We start from the raw sequence: 16,249 nt of genomic DNA on the forward strand, positions 1-16,249 counted from the left end.
AAAAACGCTGCGTCCCGACAGGGGTGCAGCGTTTTTGCATTCCAGCCGGCGAAAGGCCGGCAAGGTTGTTACGCGAGCGTCTCGGCGACTTCGGGCAGGCGCCAGTCGATCGGGGCGCGGCCCGCTCCGACCAGATAGTCGTTCGCGAGTGCGAAGTGACGGCAACCGAGGAAGCCGCGGTGCGCGGACAGCGGCGACGGGTGCGGCGCCTCCAGCACGCAGTGTTCGCTCGGATCGAACAGCGCGCGCTTCGCCTGCGCATGCGCGCCCCACAGCATGAACACGAGCCCGCGATGGCGGTTGGCGAGTTCGCGGATCAGCGTGTCCGTGCATTGCTCCCAGCCGCGCTTCGCGTGGCTCGCGGCCGCGCCGCGCTCGACCGTCAGCACGGTGTTGAGCAGCAGCACGCCCTGGCGCGCCCACGTATCGAGGCAGCCGTGGCGCGGCGTGTCGTGGCCGAAGTTCGCCGCGATTTCCTTGAAGATGTTGCGCAGCGACGGCGGCGTGCGCACGGCCGGCGGCACCGAGAACGCGAGGCCGTGTGCCTGCGGCGTGCCGCGGTCGTCGCCGTGGTAAGGGTCCTGGCCGAGGATCACGACCTTGACGTCGTCGGGGCTCGTCAGGCGCAGCGCGCGGAATACGTCGGTCGGGTAGACCGTCTTGCCGGCCGCGCGTTCGTCGTCGACGAAGCGGCACAGCGGCGCGTACGCGTCGCTGTCGGTGAAGGGTTTGAGCACGTCGCGCCAGACGGCCGGCAGCGCGTCGAATTGCGCGGCGAGATGCGGGATGTCCGCGGCGACCGGGCTAACGCGTTGCGGCGCGGCGGAAGCGGGGGCTGCCGCTGCGGCCTTCCTCCCGGACTTGCGCGCCGGCGCGGCGGCTGCGGCCGGCGCGAGCGCCTCGGCAGAAACATCGTCCGGCGCCGTTTCCGGCACGGGATCGTCGAACAGCGACGCCTGCTGCGGCGTGCGGAGAGTCTTGCGGGTTGCCATGCGTGATGCGGGTTTATTGCGCGCGCAGCCGGTAGCCGCGTTGCGCCTTGCTGATGTTTTCGGGGGCGAGGCCCGGCAGCGCCTGCTGCAATTCGGCGGCGAGTGTCGCGAGCGCCGCTTCCGGGCCGTCGATCAGTTCGAGTTCGATTTCGCTGATCGGTTCGCGGCGCGTATCGTGTTCCGTGTGGACGACGATCTCGCCGACGTCCACCGCGGCCTCGACGGTCGCGCCGCCGATTGCGATACGCCACAGCGTACGCGAAAAATCCGTCCGGAACAGCGCGTGCAGCGCGGGCGCCGCGTCGCGCAGCGCGGCCGCGGCCTCCGGCACGTCGCACGCGGCGATGAGCGCATCGATTTCGAGCGCATCGCCGGCGACCGGCAACTCCCATTCGTGGCGGCGATGCAGGCCGGCTTCCGCGCTGCCGACCGTCTTGAAGGTCTGCAGCCAGCCATGCGGCGTGCGGCGCACGCGCACCGCGCTCTTCGAGCGGGCGAGCGCGAGCTCGGGCGTGTCGTAGTAGACGTTCGCGAGCACGATGACGTCGCCGGCTTCTCCGGTCAGCGTCTCGAAGAAGCGTCGCGCCGCATCGGTCTGGCCGGCCGGCAGCGCGAGCTTGATTTCCTTTTCGATCGCCATCAGAAGAACATCCGCGCGAGTTCCTCGCCCGGTTGGTCGGCGCGCATGAACGCCTCGCCGACGAGGAACGCGTTCACGTTCGCCGCGCGCATCGTGTCGACGTCGGTGCGCGACAGGATGCCCGACTCGGTCACGACCATGCGGTCTTCCGGAATCATGTCGAGCATGTCGAGCGTGGTCTGGATCGTCGTCTCGAACGTGCGCAGGTTGCGGTTGTTGATGCCGAGCAGCGGCGTCTTCAGCGTCAGCGCCTGTTCCATCTCGTTGCGGTCGTGAACTTCGACCAGCACGGCAAGGCCGAGCGAGTGCGCATACGCTTCGAGTTCCTGCATCAGCGGCGTGTCGAGCGCGGCCGCGATCAGCAGGATCGCGTCGGCGCCCATCGCGCGTGCTTCGAGGATCTGGTACGCGTCGACGATGAAGTCCTTGCGCAGCACCGGCAGCGTGCAGGCCGCGCGCGCTTCCTGCAGATAGCGGACGCTGCCCTGGAAGAACTGTTCGTCGGTCAGCACCGACAGGCACGCGGCGCCGTGCGCCGCATACGAGCGCGCGATGTCGGCCGGCACGAAATGCTCGCGCAGCACGCCCTTCGACGGGCTCGCCTTCTTCACTTCGGCGATCACCGCCGCCTGGCCGGCTGCCTGCTTCGCGCGCAGCGCGCCGACGAAGTCGCGCAGGTCGCGCGCCGATGCTTCGAGTTTCAGTGCCTCGAGCGGCGTGCTGCGCATGGCCGCCGCGACTTCTTCGCGCTTGACGGCGATGATTCGGTCGAGAATGTCGCTCATGTGGGTTCCTGCTTGATTCGTAAGGGGAGTCAGCGCTTGAACTGCTGCGTGAAGCGCACGAGTTCGTCGACCTTCGCGCGCGCCTTGCCGCTCGCGATCGCTTCGCGGGCGAGCTGGATGCCGTCCGCGATCGATTCGGCGATATTGGCCGCATAGAGCGCGGTGCCCGCGTTCAGCGTGACGATCTCGCGTGCGACGCCCGGCTGGTTGTCCAGCGCGCCGAGCAGCATCGTGCGCGATTCCTCGGCATTTTCCACCTTCAGCGTGCGGTTCGACACCATCTGCAGGCCGAAGTCCTCCGGATGGATTTCGTATTCGTGCACCTTGCCGTCGCGCAATTCGCCGACGAGCGTCGCGGCGCCGAGCGACACTTCGTCCATGCCGTCCTTGCCGTACACGACCAGCACGTGCTGCGCGCCGAGACGCTGCATCACGCGCACCTGGATGCCGACGAGATCGGGGTGGAACACGCCCATCAGCTGGTTCGGCGCGCCGGCCGGATTGGTCAGCGGGCCGAGGATGTTGAAGATCGTCCGCACGCCGAGCTCGCGGCGCACGGCCGCGATGTTCTTCATCGCCGGATGATGGTTCGGCGCGAACATGAAGCCCATGCCGGTTTCGGCGATCGACGCGGCGACCTGGTCCGGCTGCAGGTCGATGTTCACGCCGAGCGCCTCGAGCACGTCGGCGCTGCCGGACTTGCTCGACACGCCGCGGTTGCCGTGCTTCGCGACCTTCGCGCCGGCCGCCGCGGTGATGAACATCGACGCGGTCGAGATGTTGAACGTGTGCGAGCCGTCGCCGCCCGTGCCGACGATGTCGACGAAGTTCGAGTTGTCCTGCACTTCGACGTGGTTCGCGAATTCGCGCATCACGGTCGCGGCGGCGGCGATCTCGCCGATCGTCTCCTTCTTCACGCGCAGCCCGGTGATGATCGCGGCCGCCATTACCGGCGACATGTCGCCGCGCATGATGAGCCGCATCAGGTGCAGCATCTCGTCGTGGAAGATTTCGCGGTGCTCGATCGTGCGCTGCAGCGCTTCCTGCGGGGTAATCGTCATCGTGCGTCTCCCGTCAGGCGGCCGGTGCGGCGGCGTGGGCCGCTGCGCGATGCTGCTTCAGGAAATTCTCGAGCAGCGCATGGCCGTGCTCCGACAGGATCGACTCCGGATGGAACTGCACGCCTTCGATCGGCAGCGTCTTGTGACGCACGCCCATGATCTCGCCGTCGTCGGTCCACGCGGACACTTCGAGGCAGTCGGGCAGCGATTCGCGTTCGATCGCGAGCGAGTGATAGCGCGTGACGTCGAAATGCTTCGGCAGGTCGGCGAACACGCCGCGGCAGTCGGTTTCGATCCGGCTCACCTTGCCGTGCATGATGGTCTTCGCGCGCACGACGCGGCCGCCGAACGCTTCGCCGATCGCCTGATGGCCGAGGCAGACGCCGAGGATCGGCTTCCTGCCCGCGAATTCGCGCAGCACGTCGAGCGTGATGCCCGCATGCTGCGGGTTGCTCGGGCCCGGCGACAGGCAGATGGTGTCGGGGTTCAGGCGCGCGATGTCGTCGAGCGTGATTTCGTCGTTGCGGTACGTATGCACGTCCTCGCCCAGTTCGCCGAAGTACTGGACCAGGTTGTAGGTGAACGAGTCGTAGTTGTCGATCATGAGCAGCATGGTCAGTCTCCGGTCAGAAGTCGCTATCGAGGCCGTCCTGGACCTGTTCGGCCGCACGCAGCACCGCGCGCGCCTTGTTCTCGGTCTCTTGCCATTCGGATTCGGGCACCGAGTCGGCGACGACGCCGGCCGCCGCTTGCACGTACAGGTTGCCGTTGTGGATCAGGCCCGTGCGGATCGCGATCGCGAGGTCCATCTCGCCCGAGAACGACAGGTAGCCGACGGCGCCGCCGTACAGCCCGCGCTTGATCGGTTCGAGCTCGTCGATCAGTTCCATCGCGCGCACCTTCGGCGCGCCGGACAGCGTGCCGGCCGGGAACGTCGCGCGCAGCACGTCGTAGTTCGTCATGCCGGGCTTCAGCTTGCCTTCGACCGAGCTGACGATGTGCTGCACGTGCGAGTACTTCTCGATCACCATCTTGTCGGTGACCTGCACCGAGCCGATTTCCGCGATGCGGCCGACGTCGTTGCGCGCGAGGTCGATCAGCATCACGTGCTCGGCGATTTCCTTCGGATCGTTCAGCAGTTCGGTCGCGAGTTCGGCGTCGCGCTCGGGCGTGTTGCCGCGCGGACGCGTGCCGGCGAGCGGCCGGATCGTGACGATCTGATCGTCGCCGCGCTTTTCCTGGCGCACGAGGATTTCCGGCGATGCGCCGACCACGTGGAAATCGCCGAAGTTGTAGTAATACATGTACGGCGACGGATTCAGCGAACGCAGCGCGCGATACAGCGACAGCGGATTGTCGCGGTACGGCTTCGTCAGCCGCTGGCCGACCTGGATCTGCATCAGCTCGCCGGCCGCGATGTATTCCTTCGCCTGACGCACGGCGGCCAGGTAGTCGTCCTTCTTGAACTCGCGGAAGGTTTCGGTGCGCACGCTCGCCGACGTGACGGGCGGCTGCACCGTCGTGCGCAGCCGCTGTTTCAGCTCGCGCAGGCGCTGCTTCGCCTTCGTGTAAGCCTCGGGCTGGGCCGGATCCGCATAGATGATCAGGTAGAGCTTGCCGGCGAGGTTGTCGATCACCGCGACTTCCTCGGTGAGCAGCAACTGGATGTCGGGCAGGCCGAGATCGTCGCGCGGTGCGGTGTTCGCGAGCTTCTTCTCGATGTAGCGCACCGCGTCGTAACCGAAATAGCCGGCGAGGCCGCCGCAGAAGCGCGGCAGGCCAGGGCGCTGCGCGACCTTGAAGCGCGCCTGGAACGATTCGATGAATTCGAACGGATCGCCGTCGTGCGTCTCGACGACCTGGCCGTCGCGCACCACTTCGGACACGCCGTTGCGGGTGCGCACCAGCGTGCGGGCCGGCAGGCCGATGAACGAATAGCGGCCGAAGCGTTCGCCGCCGACCACCGACTCGAGCAGGAACGAGTTGGCGCCCGCGCGTTCGGGCTGGGCCAGCTTCAGGTAGAGGGACAGCGGCGTTTCGAGGTCGGCGAGCGCTTCCGCGATCAGCGGGATGCGGTTGTAGCCTTCGTTCGCGAGCGATTGGAATTCGAGTTCGGTCATGTTCCGGTCCTGTTCGGGACGAGCGGCGGAGTGCGCCGGGGATCACTTGACGCTGCGCGCGTGGCCGTCGGCGAAAGGGCGGTCGATCGAGAAGTGCCTGTTGCCGGCCGGCACTCCGGGCGTGAACGTCGCGAGCCTGCGGCCGTTCCTGAACGCAAGCGTTCGGACGCGGTAGTACTCGAGGTGGTGCGACGATCGGCGCGCGGATGCGCAGCGAGATAAAAAACGGCGCTGAAGACGTGCTTCAGCGTACCTCATCGAAGAGGTCAGCGCGACCAGCGACGCCAGGGCCAGGCTCCCCGGTCGATGCTGCTCAGACTCCGTTTTTTATTCAGAAACATGCGGATGGAAGAAATAATCAGATGGTTGGCCGGCCGGCGTTGTGCGCGGCGATCGCGCGTGCTGCGACCAGCAACGAATCGACTATACCATCCGAATTTATCGTTTGTATAGCTTTGCCGTGGTTGTAGCCGTACGGCACCGTCAGCGTCGCCATCCCGGCCGCGCGGCCCGCGAGCGCATCGTTTTCCGAGTCGCCGATCGCGACCGTCGCATCCGGCGCGACGCCGAGCGCGTCGCACGCGGTGAGCATCGGCAGCGGATCGGGTTTCTTGCGCGCGACGCTGTCGCCGCCGAGCACGATGCCGAAGCGGTCGATCAGTCCGTACTGCTCGAGCAGCTCGACCGCGAAGCGATGCGGCTTGTTCGTCACGCACGCGAGCCGGATGCCGGCCGCGCGCAACGCATCGAGACCGGCCGCGACGTCGGGATAGAGGCGCGTGTGCCGGCCGTTGATCTTCGCGTATTCCGTCTGGTAGATCGCGAGCGCATCGTCGAAGCGCGCACGCGCTTCGTCGGAGGCGAAGCGCGGCTTCAGCACGCTGTGGATCAGATGCTCGGAGCCCTTGCCGACGTAGCCGATCACCTCGTCGCGCGACGTGGCCGGCGCGCCGAGTTGCGCGAGCATCCCGTTCAGCCCGGCCGTGAAATCGTCGGCCGTGTCGACCATCGTGCCGTCCAGGTCGATCAGCGCCGCGTCGATGCGCGGCGCCGCGAAACGGACCGGGCCGGTGGCTTCGGCCGGGGTACGGCCGGCGAGAGACGAATCGGCGAGCGAGGAATCGGCCACGGCGTCAGCTCCGCTCGACGGTCGCGAGCGCCGCGCGCATCTCGTCGATCACCTTGCGGTAGTCGGGCTTGCCGAAGATCGCCGAGCCCGCGACGAACGTGTCCGCGCCGGCTGCCGCGATTTCCGCGATGTTGTCGGCCTTCACGCCGCCGTCCACCTCGAGCAGGATCTCGCGGCCGGTGCGCTCCGTGTACGCGTCGATGCGGGCGCGCGCTTCGCGCAGCTTGTTCAGCGTTTCCGGGATGAACGACTGGCCGCCGAAGCCCGGGTTCACCGACATCAGCAGCACGAAGTCGAGGCGGTCCATCACGTGGTCGAGATAGTTCAGCGGCGTGGCCGGGTTGAACACCAGGCCGGCCTTGCAGCCGTGATCGCGGATCAGCGACAGCGTCCGGTCGATATGGTCCGAGCCTTCCGGGTGGAAACTGATCAGGTTCGCGCCGGCCTTCGCGAAATCGGGCACGATCCGGTCGACCGGGCGCACCATCAGATGCACGTCGATCGGCACCTGCACGTGCGGGCGGATCGCCTCGCAGACGAGCGGGCCGATCGTCAGGTTCGGCACATAATGGTTGTCCATCACGTCGAAGTGGATCCAGTCGGCGCCGGCTGCGACCACGTTGCGGACTTCTTCGCCGAGCCGTGCGAAGTCGGCCGACAGGATGCTGGGAGCGATGCGGAATTGAGTCATGACAGGGGAGCGGGGACGCTGCGGCGCAAAACCGCCATTCTACCGCCCGGCGACCCGCTGCGCGGCGACGGGCCGTGCGGTAGCGACCCGATTGCGCATAGAATGCCGAACCAGTGCGGCGCGCCCGCGGCCCGGCCGCTCGAGTCGGCGCGGGCGGTTACCTAGAACGGAAACACCATGAGTCAGTATCAGTTCACCGTTTCGGTGAAAACCAGCTACTTGCCGGAACAATCCGACCCCGATCGGCGTCAATACGCATTCGCGTACACGCTGACCATCCGCAATACCGGGCAGGTCGCGGCGCAGCTGATCGCGCGTCACTGGATCATCACGGACAGCGAGAACCACGTGCAGGAAGTGAAGGGGCTCGGCGTCGTCGGGCACCAGCCGCTGCTGCAGCCGGGCGAACAGTTCGAATACACGAGCTGGGCCGTGATCGCGACGCCGGTCGGCACGATGCGCGGCGCGTACTTCTGCGTGGCGGAGGACGGCGAGCGGTTCGACGCGCCGGTCGACGAGTTTGCGCTGCACATGCCGCGCACGCTGCATTGAGTCGAGCGTGCGGCGCTCAGCGCAGCCGGCGATCGTTGCCGCGGGCGTGCTTCTTCCTGCCCGACGACGTCCACACGACGATGAAGATCAGCAGGGCAAGCGCTACGAAGGCCTCGAGCGCGAAGATGAGCATCGGATATTGGTCGAGAAAATCTGACATGGCGGTTTCCATCAAGAACGGACATTGTATGTGGTTTGGGCCCAGGGTGGCCGGCTGGGCTGCCGCGGCAGCGGCGGCCGCACTGCTCGCCGCGTGCGGCGGCGCGCCGACGCGGACGTCGGCGCTGAAACCGCCGACCGGCGCGGCGATCGTGCCGGGGCAGGTGGCCGCGAAGCGGCTGACGCCGGTCGCGTGGCAGCAGGTGCCGGGCTGGCAGGACGATTCGCTGATCGGCGCGACGGCTGCGCTGCGGCAGAACTGCGTGCGGCTCGCGCGCCAGCCGGCGTGGCAGCGCGCGTGCGCGGCCGCCGACCGCCTCGACGAACTCGACGTCGGCAGCGCGCGCGCATTCTTCGAAACGTATTTCACACCGTTTCAGCTGGCGAACACCGACGGCACGCTCGACGGGCTCGTGACCGGCTATTACGAGCCGCTGCTGCACGGCTCGCGCGTGCGGCGCGGCCCTTACCAGTACGCGCTGTACCGCTGGCCGGCCGGCTATCGCGCCGGCGCCGCGCTGCCCGCGCGCGCGCAGCTCGAGCGCGCCGGCATCCTGAACGGCAACGAACTCGTGTGGGTCGACGATCCGATCGAGGCGTTCTTCCTGCAGGTGCAGGGCTCGGGGCGCGTGCTGCTCGACGACGGCTCGGTGATGCGCGTCGGCTTCGGCGGCACCAACAACCAGCCGTATCGCTCGATCGGCAAATGGCTGCTCGATCGCGGCGAGCTGACGCCCGCGCAGGCGACGATGCAGGGCATCAAGGCGTGGGCCAAGGCGAACCCGACGCGCGTCGACGCGTTGCTCGACACGAATCCGCGCTTCGTGTTCTTCCGCGACATGCCGACGAAGGAAGATGCGCCGCATGGCGGCGCGGACGGCCCGATCGGCGCGCTCGGCGTGCCGCTCACGCCCGAGCGTTCGATTGCGGTCGATCCTTCGTCGATCCCGCTCGGCACACCCGTGTTCCTGCAGACCACGCGTCCGCTGACGAATACGCCGATGAACCGGCTCGTGTTCGCGCAGGATACGGGTTCCGCGATCAAGGGCGGCGTGCGGGCCGACTACTTCTGGGGGCTCGGCGACGACGCCGGCGATCTGGCCGGCCGGATGAAGCAAGTCGGCCGGATGTGGCTGCTGTTCCCGAATTCGTGAAGCGACGCGGCGCCCGCGCCCGCGTACAGCCCGGAACATTGAAGCGAAACAGCCCGACCGTTGACCGGTCGGGCTGTTTTTTTGTGCGCGCTTGCTGCTGCGCGACGCTCGGACAGCGGCGCGGGCCGGTATCAGCCCTTGCGCTTGTCGATCACGCGGCGCGCCTTGCCGACCGAGCGTTCGATCCCGTTCACGGGCAGCACGTTGATCACGGCCGTCACGCCGATCAGCGACTTGATGTCGTACGCAAGCGCCTGCCGCGCCGCATCGATCGCCGCCGTGTCGGGCGCCGTTTCGGGACACGGCTCGACGTTGAGCGTCAGCACGTCGAGCGGGCCTTCCTTCGTCAGCACGATCTGGTAGTGCGGCGCGAGCGCACGCTGCTTCAGCAGCTGTTCCTCGATCTGCGTCGGGAAGACGTTGACGCCCCGCACGATCATCATGTCGTCCGAGCGCCCGGTGATCTTTTCCATCCGGCGCATCGTGCGTGCGGTGCCGGGCAGGAGGCGCGTGAGATCGCGTGTCCGGTAGCGGATGATCGGCAATGCCTCCTTCGTCAGCGACGTGAACACCAGCTCGCCGAGTTCGCCGTCCGGCAGCACCGCGCCGGTCTCCGGGTCGATGATTTCGGGATAGAAGTGGTCTTCCCAGATGGTCGGGCCGTCCTTGGTCTCGACGCATTCCGACGCGACGCCCGGGCCCATCACCTCGGACAGCCCGTAGATGTCGACCGCATCGATGCCCATCCGCTGCTCGATGGCCACGCGCATGTCGTTGGTCCACGGTTCTGCGCCGAAGATGCCGATGCGCAGCGAACTCTGCGCGGGATCGAGGCCCTGGCGCTCGATCTCGTCGGCGATCGACAGCATGTAGCTCGGCGTCACCATGATGATGTCGGGCCGGAAATCCTGGATCAGCTGCACCTGCTTCTCGGTCTGGCCGCCGCCGAACGGGATCACCGTCAGCCCTGCGCGCTCTGCGCCGTAGTGTGCGCCGAGCCCGCCGGTGAAGAGTCCGTAGCCGTAGCTGACGTGAACCTTGTCGCCGCGACGCGCGCCGGCCGCGCGGATCGAGCGCGCGACGAGATTCGCCCACGTGTCGATGTCGCGTGCCGTGTAGCCGACGACGGTCGGCTTGCCGGTCGTGCCGGACGACGCATGAATGCGCGAGATCTGGTCCTGCGGCACGGCAAACATCCCGAACGGATAGCTGTCGCGCAGGTCGCTCTTGGTCGTGAACGGGAAGCGCGAGAGATCGGCGAGCGTATGCAGGTCGTCGGGATGCAAGCCCGCTTCGTCGAATTTGCGGCGATAGACGGGGGAGTGCTCGTACGCGTGCCGCAGCGACCATTTCAGGCGCTCCAGCTGCAGCGCGGTCAGCTCGTCGCGTGACGCGGTCTCGATCGGCTCGAGCGGTAGCGGGGTAGTCATGCGTGTCTCCAGTGTTTGTTATCGGCGAGCCATGGACGTCAGCGGTCTTCCGGCAGGACCGTGCCCTTGATCTGGGCCGATTTGCCGCGGAACATCGCGACCGTTTCACCTGCCTGGTTCGTGACCCGGATGTCGTAGATGCCGTGCCGTCCGCTGCGCGTCTGCTCGATCGCCTCGGCTGTGAGCAAGTCGTTGCCGTGGACGGGGCGCAGGTATTCGATCGAGCAGCCCGCCGCGACGGTATTCGCGTTGTACGAGTTGCACGCGAATGCGAACGTCGAGTCGGCGAGCGTGAAGATGATGCCGCCGTGGCAGGTCTGGTGTCCGTTCAGGAATTCAGGCCGGATGCGCATCTGCAGGCGTGCGTAGCCTGCGCGCACTTCGATGATTTCCATGCCGAACGCGCGACTGCACGCATCCGCGTCGTACATGGCCCGCGCCGTCGCACGGGCGAGCGCATCGGGATCGAGCGTGTCGATGGACGCGGTCATGTCAACGCCCCTCGAAGCGCGGCGCGCGCTTCTCGATGAACGCCTTCACGCCTTCCGCGTAGTCGTACGACTGGCCGAGCTTGCGCTGCAGATCGCGCTCGAGGTCGAGCTGCTGGTCGAGCGTGTTCGTGACGCTGTCGCGCATCGACTGCTTGATCGCCGCGATCGCCAGCGTCGGTTGCTGCGCGAGCTGGTTCGCGACCTGACGGGCCGACGCGGCGAGCGCATCGTCGTCGACCGCACGCCAGATCAAGCCCCATTGCTCGGCCTGCTCGGCGCCGAGCTTGTCGCCGGTGAGCGCGAGCCCGAGCGCGCGCGCCATGCCGACACGTTGCGGCAGGAACCAGGTGCCGCCCGAATCGGGCACGAGCCCGATCTTCACGAAGGCCTGAATGAAACTGCTCGATCGCGCGGCGAACACGATGTCGCACGCAACCGCCAGATTTGCGCCGGCGCCGGCCGCGGTGCCGTTGACGGCGGCGATCACCGGAATCGGCATGCGTTGCAGGCGGCGGATCAGCGGATTGAAATATTCTTCGATCAGCGCGCCGAGATCCGTGGATGCGCCCGGCGTGAAGTCGAGGTCGGCCAGGTCCTGCCCTGCGCAGAAGCCGCGCCCTGCACCCGTCAGGATCAGCGCACGCGCGCCGCCCGATTCGACTTCATCGAGCGCCGACTGCAGTTCGCGGTGCATCGCCCGCGTGAAGCTGTTCAGCTTGTCCGGGCGGTTAAGGATGATCGTGGCCACGCGGGCCGCCTGATCGAACTCCAGCTGGATCGCCTGATATGACATGCAGTGTCTCCTTCATGACTTCGTTATAGGCGCGCGGCGCGACGGTTACACGCGTTCGATTGCGATCGCGATGCCCTGGCCGACGCCGATGCACATCGTACAGAGCGCAAAGCGGCCGCCCGTACGCTCGAGCTGGTGAAGCGCCGTCGTCACGAGCCGGGCGCCCGACGCGCCGAGCGGGTGGCCCAACGCAATCGCACCGCCGTTCGGGTTCACGCGAGGATCGTCGTCGGCGACGCCGAGCATGCGCAGCACCGCGAGGCCTTGCGACGCGAACGCTTCGTTCAGCTCGATCACGTCGAACTGGTCGATCGTCATCCCCAGCTGGCGCAACAGTTTCTGCGTGGCCGGTGCCGGGCCGATGCCCATCACGCGCGGCGCGACGCCGGCCGTCGCCATCCCGACGACGCGGGCGCGGCGGCGCAACCGATACTGATCCGCGGCTGCCGCGTTGGCGAGCAGCAGCGCGCATGCACCGTCGTTCACGCCCGACGCGTTGCCGGCCGTCACCGAGCCGTCCGGGCGCACGACGCCCTTCAGCTTCGCAAGCGCTTCGAGCGAGGTCTCGCGCGGATGCTCGTCGCGCGACACGACGAGCGCATCGCCTTTCTTCTGCGCAATCGTGACCGGGACGATTTCCTCCGCGAGCGTGCCGTCCTGCTGCGCGCGCGCGGCCTTCTGCTGGCTGCGCAGCGCGAACAGGTCCTGGTCGGCGCGGCTGATGTTGTAGTCGACCGCGACGTTCTCGGCCGTCTCCGGCATCGAATCGACACCGTATTGCTGTTTCATCAGCGGATTGACGAAACGCCAGCCGATCGTCGTGTCGAAAATCGCCGCCTGGCGCGCGAATGCGCTGGCGGCCTTGCCCATCACGAACGGCGCGCGCGTCATGCTTTCGACGCCGCCCGCGATCATCAACCGCGCCTCGCCGGCCTTGATCGCGCGGGCGGCGGTGCCGACCGCGTCCATCCCCGAACCGCAAAGCCGGTTCAGCGTCGTGCCCGGCACGTCGGTCGGCAGGCCCGCGAGCAGCGCGGACATGCGCGCGACGTTGCGGTTGTCCTCGCCGGCCTGGTTCGCGCAGCCGTAGATCACGTCGTCGACCGCCGACCAGTCGACGTCGCGGTTGCGCTCGATCAGCGCCTTCAGCGGCACCGCGCCGAGATCGTCGGCTCGAACGTCTTTCAGGGCGCCGCCGTAGCGGCCGATGGGGGTGCGAATCGCGTCGCAGATGTAGGCGTCGGTCATGGGTGTGTCGATGTGCAACGAACCCGCCGGGTGGCGGATTCGTTCATGGTAGAGAACGTGGCGGCGTTTGCACGTCGGCCATTCGGGTTATGCCGTCTGGCCGGCTTCCGCGGGCACCGCCTTCGGTGCAACATGGACGCGGCTTTGCACCACGCGGAACCGGTTGGCGACGAACGCCGGATCGGCCAGCGCAGCATTCGCGGCCGGATTCGCGCCGGTGCCGTGGAAGTCGGAGAACGCGGCCGACTGGTTGACGAACACCCCGCCCGTCAGGTTGATCGACAGTGCGACGCCGCCGCGCACCGCCGCATCGTGCGCGGCGTCGACGATCTTGTCGTCGGTGCTGTAGACGGACAGCGTCAGCGCGCCATGCTCGGCGGCAATGTCGCCGGCGAGAGCGAGCGACTGCGCGGTCGAGTCGGTCGCGATCACGAACGAGATCGGGCCGAACCACTCCTGCGTGAATTTCGCGCGGTCGGCCACGTCGAGTTGCAGTACGAGCGGCGTGCGCACGCGAGCGTCGGCGAACAGGGGGTGCTGAAGGGTCTGACTGTCGGCCAGCACGCGGCCGAGCTTGCGGGCGTCGTCGATGCGCGCGGTCACGCCATCGTTCTGGATCGCGCCGATCAGTTCGACCGAGCGCGCCGGGTCGCCGGTCAGTTTTTGCACGGCGACGGCGATCGCCTGCGCGACTTCGTCGAAGCTCGCATGGCCATCGGCCGTCCGGATGCCGTCGCGCGGCACGTAGATGTTCTGCGGTGCCGTGCACATCTGGCCGGAGTACAGCGCCAGCGAGAACGCGATGTTCTTGGCCGCGGCTTTCAGGTCGTCGGTCGAGTCGATCACGATCTGGTTGACGCCCGCCTTCTCCGTGTACACCTGGGCCTGGTGGGCATGGCGTTCGAGCCACGTGCCGTTTTGCGTGCTGCCCGTGAAGTCGATCAGCTTGATTTCCGGGCGCACCGCGAGTTCCTGCACGAGCGCGCCATCGTTCGGCTCGGTCGCGAGCAGCGTGACGACGTTTGGATCGAAGCCGGCTTCGCGCAGCACGTCGCGGGCGATGCGGACGGTGATGGCGAGCGGCAGGATTGCGCCCGGGTGCGGTTTGACGATCACCGTGTTGCCGGTCGCGAGGTCGGCGAACAGGCCGGGGTAGCCGTTCCACGTCGGGAACGTGCAGCAGCCGAGCACGAGCCCGGTGCCGCGCGGGACGATCGTATAGCGCTTGTGCATCGCGAGCGGCGGGTTCTTGCCTTGCGGCTTCTCCCAGTGCGCGTCGGCGGGGATGCGGCGCAGCTCGCTCCACGCATAGGCGACCGCTTCGAGCGCGCGATCCTGCGCGTGCGGGCCGCCGGCCTGAAACGCCATCATGAATGCCTGGCCCGTGGTGTGCATCACGCTGTACGCGATCTCGAAGCTCGCGCGGTTCAGCCGCGCGAGGATTTCCAGGCTGACGCCGATCCAGGCGCTCGGGCCGGCTTCTCGCCATGCCCGCTGGGCAGCCGCGGCGGCGGCGATTAGCTCGTCGGGCGTCGATTTCGGGTAGCGGATACCGAGCTTGATCCCGTACGGCGACTGCTCCGCGCCGACGGTTCCACCGGATGGCGGCTGGTCGAGCGCGAACGTGCCGCCGAGGTGTGCGTTGAACGCAGCTTCGCCATCGGCGCTGGCGCTTTCCCCGTACACTTTGGGACTCGGCATTTCCGCGAACGGGCTCCAGTACCCGCGGCTCTCGATGGCGGCGAGGGCGTGATTCAGCGTGTCTTCGTGCTTCGTGAACAGTGCATGGGTCATGACGGCGGCCTGATGGACATTGAGAGGGATCGGATCGATTAATTAACCGACCGGTTGGTCGGAGAATGGTAGCATCAAACTATTCGCGTGTGCGAGGCGTTTCTCATTTCATTGATCGAGGAGAAATAGATGTCTTACGAGAACATCTTGGTGGAGACCCGGGGGCGAGTCGGGCTGGTCACGCTCAATCGTCCGAAGGCGCTGAACGCGCTGAACGATGCGTTGATGGACGAGCTGGGCGCAGCGCTGAAGGCGTTCGACGCGGACGACGAGATCGGCGCAATCGTCGTGACGGGGAGCGAGAAGGCGTTCGCGGCTGGGGCCGACATCGGCATGATGGCCACCTATTCCTATATGGATGTCTACCGCGGCGACTACATCACGCGCAACTGGGAGACCGTCCGCGAGATCCGCAAGCCGATCATCGCGGCCGTGGCGGGCTTCGCGCTCGGCGGCGGCTGCGAGCTTGCGATGATGTGCGACATCGTCTTCGCGGCCGACACGGCCAAGTTCGGCCAGCCCGAGATCAAGCTGGGCGTGATGCCGGGCGCGGGCGGCACGCAGCGCCTCCCGCGCGCGGTGTCGAAGGCGAAGGCGATGGACATGTGCCTGACCGCGCGTTTCATGGACGCGGCCGAGGCGGAACGGGCCGGGCTCGTGTCGCGTGTGCTGCCCGCCGACAAGCTGCTCGATGAAGCGATTGCCGCAGCGACGACGATCGCCGAGTTCTCGCTGCCAGCGGTCATGATGGTCAAGGAGTCGGTGAACCGTGCGTACGAGACGACGCTGGCGGAAGGCGTCCACTTCGAGCGTCGATTGTTCCATTCGCTGTTCGCGACTGAAGACCAGAAGGAAGGGATGGCAGCATTCGTCGAGAAGCGCAAGCCGGTGTTCAAGCACCGCTGATTGGGCTGCGGTAGCAGTGTGCGGGGCGGGCGACGGAGATCGCTTGCCACGGTGACTGCCTCGGATCAATGAGCCCAAGCCCCCGTGCGCGGTAGCGCACGGGGGCTTTTTCAAAATATTTTCACGAAGGGGTTGCGCGGAGTGGGGTGGGTGCTTAGAATCACGCCTCTTTCGCGCTACCGGAAACGCGGCGCGAAGGAAGAAGGGAAGCGGTGCGGTTGGGGTTGCTGTAGCGGCCTCTGGGCACACGAAGCTGAACCCCTCGCCGTCGCAACGAAGCAGTTCAGAAAGTTGTTGACGAGCG

At 67.2% G+C, this 16,249-nt stretch carries 17 protein-coding genes; 3 read left to right on the forward strand and 14 right to left on the reverse strand.

Translation table 11 applies throughout. The features are described 5' to 3' along the window. Positions 1-68: 68 nt before the first annotated feature. The 8 genes from Q3A80_RS27225 to rpe form a co-directional block, all read right to left on the reverse strand. Positions 69-992, reverse strand: a complete 924-nt coding sequence (locus tag Q3A80_RS27225) for a uracil-DNA glycosylase (RefSeq protein WP_446331916.1) — start codon at positions 990-992, stop codon at positions 69-71. A gap of 13 nt (positions 993-1,005) precedes the next feature. Further along, positions 1,006-1,632, reverse strand: a complete 627-nt coding sequence (locus tag Q3A80_RS27230) for a CYTH domain-containing protein (protein ID WP_446331917.1) — start codon at positions 1,630-1,632, stop codon at positions 1,006-1,008. Beyond that, positions 1,632-2,417 carry an indole-3-glycerol phosphate synthase TrpC gene (gene trpC / locus Q3A80_RS27235; RefSeq protein ID WP_446331918.1) on the reverse strand — a complete coding sequence of 262 codons (786 nt, stop codon included), beginning with the start codon at positions 2,415-2,417 and terminating at the stop codon, positions 1,632-1,634. The genes Q3A80_RS27230 and trpC overlap by 1 nt, the downstream gene beginning before the upstream one ends. Before the next feature lie 29 nt (positions 2,418-2,446). Beyond that, positions 2,447-3,478 carry an anthranilate phosphoribosyltransferase gene (trpD, locus tag Q3A80_RS27240; protein WP_446331919.1) on the reverse strand — a complete coding sequence of 344 codons (1,032 nt, stop codon included), beginning with the start codon at positions 3,476-3,478 and terminating at the stop codon, positions 2,447-2,449. A 13-nt stretch (positions 3,479-3,491) separates the two neighbouring features. Further along, positions 3,492-4,091: an aminodeoxychorismate/anthranilate synthase component II gene (locus Q3A80_RS27245; protein ID WP_446331920.1), complete on the reverse strand. Its 600-nt coding sequence runs from the start codon at positions 4,089-4,091 to the stop codon at positions 3,492-3,494. 13 nt (positions 4,092-4,104) lie between these two features. Continuing rightward, positions 4,105-5,598 (reverse strand): anthranilate synthase component I, encoded by a 1,494-nt coding sequence (trpE, locus tag Q3A80_RS27250; protein ID WP_269507827.1) that lies wholly within the window; start codon positions 5,596-5,598, stop codon positions 4,105-4,107. A 358-nt stretch (positions 5,599-5,956) separates the two neighbouring features. Then, positions 5,957-6,727 (reverse strand): phosphoglycolate phosphatase, encoded by a 771-nt coding sequence (locus tag Q3A80_RS27255; protein WP_446331921.1) that lies wholly within the window; start codon positions 6,725-6,727, stop codon positions 5,957-5,959. Positions 6,728-6,731: 4 nt separating this feature from the next. Then, positions 6,732-7,418, reverse strand: coding sequence for a ribulose-phosphate 3-epimerase (gene rpe, locus Q3A80_RS27260; RefSeq protein ID WP_006482066.1), 687 nt, complete (start codon positions 7,416-7,418; stop codon positions 6,732-6,734). A 177-nt stretch (positions 7,419-7,595) separates the two neighbouring features. Here rpe and apaG point away from each other — a divergent pair, with 177 nt between their 5' ends. Beyond that, positions 7,596-7,970 (forward strand): Co2+/Mg2+ efflux protein ApaG, encoded by a 375-nt coding sequence (gene apaG, locus Q3A80_RS27265; protein ID WP_057924835.1) that lies wholly within the window; start codon positions 7,596-7,598, stop codon positions 7,968-7,970. A 16-nt stretch (positions 7,971-7,986) separates the two neighbouring features. Here the strand turns inward: apaG and Q3A80_RS27270 are convergent, their stop codons facing one another. Further along, on the reverse strand, positions 7,987-8,130 hold the full coding sequence (locus tag Q3A80_RS27270; protein WP_446331922.1) for a hypothetical protein: 144 nt from the start codon (positions 8,128-8,130) through the stop codon (positions 7,987-7,989). Positions 8,131-8,158: 28 nt separating this feature from the next. On the opposite strand from Q3A80_RS27270, the gene mltA reads away from it, so the two are divergent. Beyond that, complete coding sequence (gene mltA, locus Q3A80_RS27275; RefSeq protein WP_446331923.1) at positions 8,159-9,283, forward strand: murein transglycosylase A; 1,125 nt, start codon at positions 8,159-8,161, stop codon at positions 9,281-9,283. 131 nt (positions 9,284-9,414) lie between these two features. Here mltA and paaK read toward each other — a convergent pair whose 3' ends face one another. The 5 genes from paaK to paaN all read right to left on the reverse strand — a co-directional run bounded on the left by paaK (position 9,415) and on the right by paaN (position 15,039). Next, positions 9,415-10,713, reverse strand: a complete 1,299-nt coding sequence (paaK, locus tag Q3A80_RS27280; RefSeq protein ID WP_446331924.1) for a phenylacetate--CoA ligase PaaK — start codon at positions 10,711-10,713, stop codon at positions 9,415-9,417. Between the two features lie 38 nt (positions 10,714-10,751). Further along, positions 10,752-11,204 (reverse strand): hydroxyphenylacetyl-CoA thioesterase PaaI, encoded by a 453-nt coding sequence (gene paaI, locus Q3A80_RS27285; RefSeq protein ID WP_446331925.1) that lies wholly within the window; start codon positions 11,202-11,204, stop codon positions 10,752-10,754. A 1-nt stretch (position 11,205) separates the two neighbouring features. After that, positions 11,206-11,997 carry a 2-(1,2-epoxy-1,2-dihydrophenyl)acetyl-CoA isomerase PaaG gene (paaG, locus tag Q3A80_RS27290; RefSeq protein ID WP_446331926.1) on the reverse strand — a complete coding sequence of 264 codons (792 nt, stop codon included), beginning with the start codon at positions 11,995-11,997 and terminating at the stop codon, positions 11,206-11,208. A gap of 45 nt (positions 11,998-12,042) precedes the next feature. Then, positions 12,043-13,245, reverse strand: coding sequence for a 3-oxoadipyl-CoA thiolase (gene pcaF, locus Q3A80_RS27295; RefSeq protein ID WP_446331927.1), 1,203 nt, complete (start codon positions 13,243-13,245; stop codon positions 12,043-12,045). 87 nt (positions 13,246-13,332) lie between these two features. Next, entirely contained in the window at positions 13,333-15,039 is a 1,707-nt protein-coding gene (gene paaN / locus Q3A80_RS27300; protein WP_446331928.1) for a phenylacetic acid degradation protein PaaN, read from the reverse strand. Between the two features lie 129 nt (positions 15,040-15,168). On the opposite strand from paaN, the gene Q3A80_RS27305 reads away from it, so the two are divergent. After that, on the forward strand, positions 15,169-15,945 hold the full coding sequence (locus tag Q3A80_RS27305; protein WP_446331929.1) for an enoyl-CoA hydratase: 777 nt from the start codon (positions 15,169-15,171) through the stop codon (positions 15,943-15,945). Positions 15,946-16,249 lie beyond the last annotated feature (304 nt).

It is taken from the genome of Burkholderia sp. SR8 (genome assembly GCF_052851275.1).

Bases quoted from the DNA above. Each gene is read 5' to 3' on its own strand.
- Q3A80_RS27305 (WP_446331929.1), top strand. From the start codon at position 15,169: ATGTCTTACGAGAACATCTTGGTGGAGACCCGGGGGCGAGTCGGGCTG.
- paaN (WP_446331928.1), bottom strand. From the start codon at position 15,039: ATGACCCATGCACTGTTCACGAAGCACGAAGACACGCTGAATCACGCC.
- rpe (WP_006482066.1), bottom strand. From the start codon at position 7,418: ATGACTCAATTCCGCATCGCTCCCAGCATCCTGTCGGCCGACTTCGCA.
- Q3A80_RS27245 (WP_446331920.1), bottom strand. From the start codon at position 4,091: ATGCTGCTCATGATCGACAACTACGACTCGTTCACCTACAACCTGGTC.
- trpD (WP_446331919.1), bottom strand. From the start codon at position 3,478: ATGACGATTACCCCGCAGGAAGCGCTGCAGCGCACGATCGAGCACCGC.
- trpE (WP_269507827.1), bottom strand. From the start codon at position 5,598: ATGACCGAACTCGAATTCCAATCGCTCGCGAACGAAGGCTACAACCGC.
- apaG (WP_057924835.1), top strand. From the start codon at position 7,596: ATGAGTCAGTATCAGTTCACCGTTTCGGTGAAAACCAGCTACTTGCCG.
- paaG (WP_446331926.1), bottom strand. From the start codon at position 11,997: ATGTCATATCAGGCGATCCAGCTGGAGTTCGATCAGGCGGCCCGCGTG.
- paaI (WP_446331925.1), bottom strand. From the start codon at position 11,204: ATGACCGCGTCCATCGACACGCTCGATCCCGATGCGCTCGCCCGTGCG.
- paaK (WP_446331924.1), bottom strand. From the start codon at position 10,713: ATGACTACCCCGCTACCGCTCGAGCCGATCGAGACCGCGTCACGCGAC.
- trpC (WP_446331918.1), bottom strand. From the start codon at position 2,417: ATGAGCGACATTCTCGACCGAATCATCGCCGTCAAGCGCGAAGAAGTC.
- mltA (WP_446331923.1), top strand. From the start codon at position 8,159: ATGTGGTTTGGGCCCAGGGTGGCCGGCTGGGCTGCCGCGGCAGCGGCG.
- Q3A80_RS27270 (WP_446331922.1), bottom strand. From the start codon at position 8,130: ATGTCAGATTTTCTCGACCAATATCCGATGCTCATCTTCGCGCTCGAG.
- Q3A80_RS27225 (WP_446331916.1), bottom strand. From the start codon at position 992: ATGGCAACCCGCAAGACTCTCCGCACGCCGCAGCAGGCGTCGCTGTTC.
- Q3A80_RS27230 (WP_446331917.1), bottom strand. From the start codon at position 1,632: ATGGCGATCGAAAAGGAAATCAAGCTCGCGCTGCCGGCCGGCCAGACC.
- pcaF (WP_446331927.1), bottom strand. From the start codon at position 13,245: ATGACCGACGCCTACATCTGCGACGCGATTCGCACCCCCATCGGCCGC.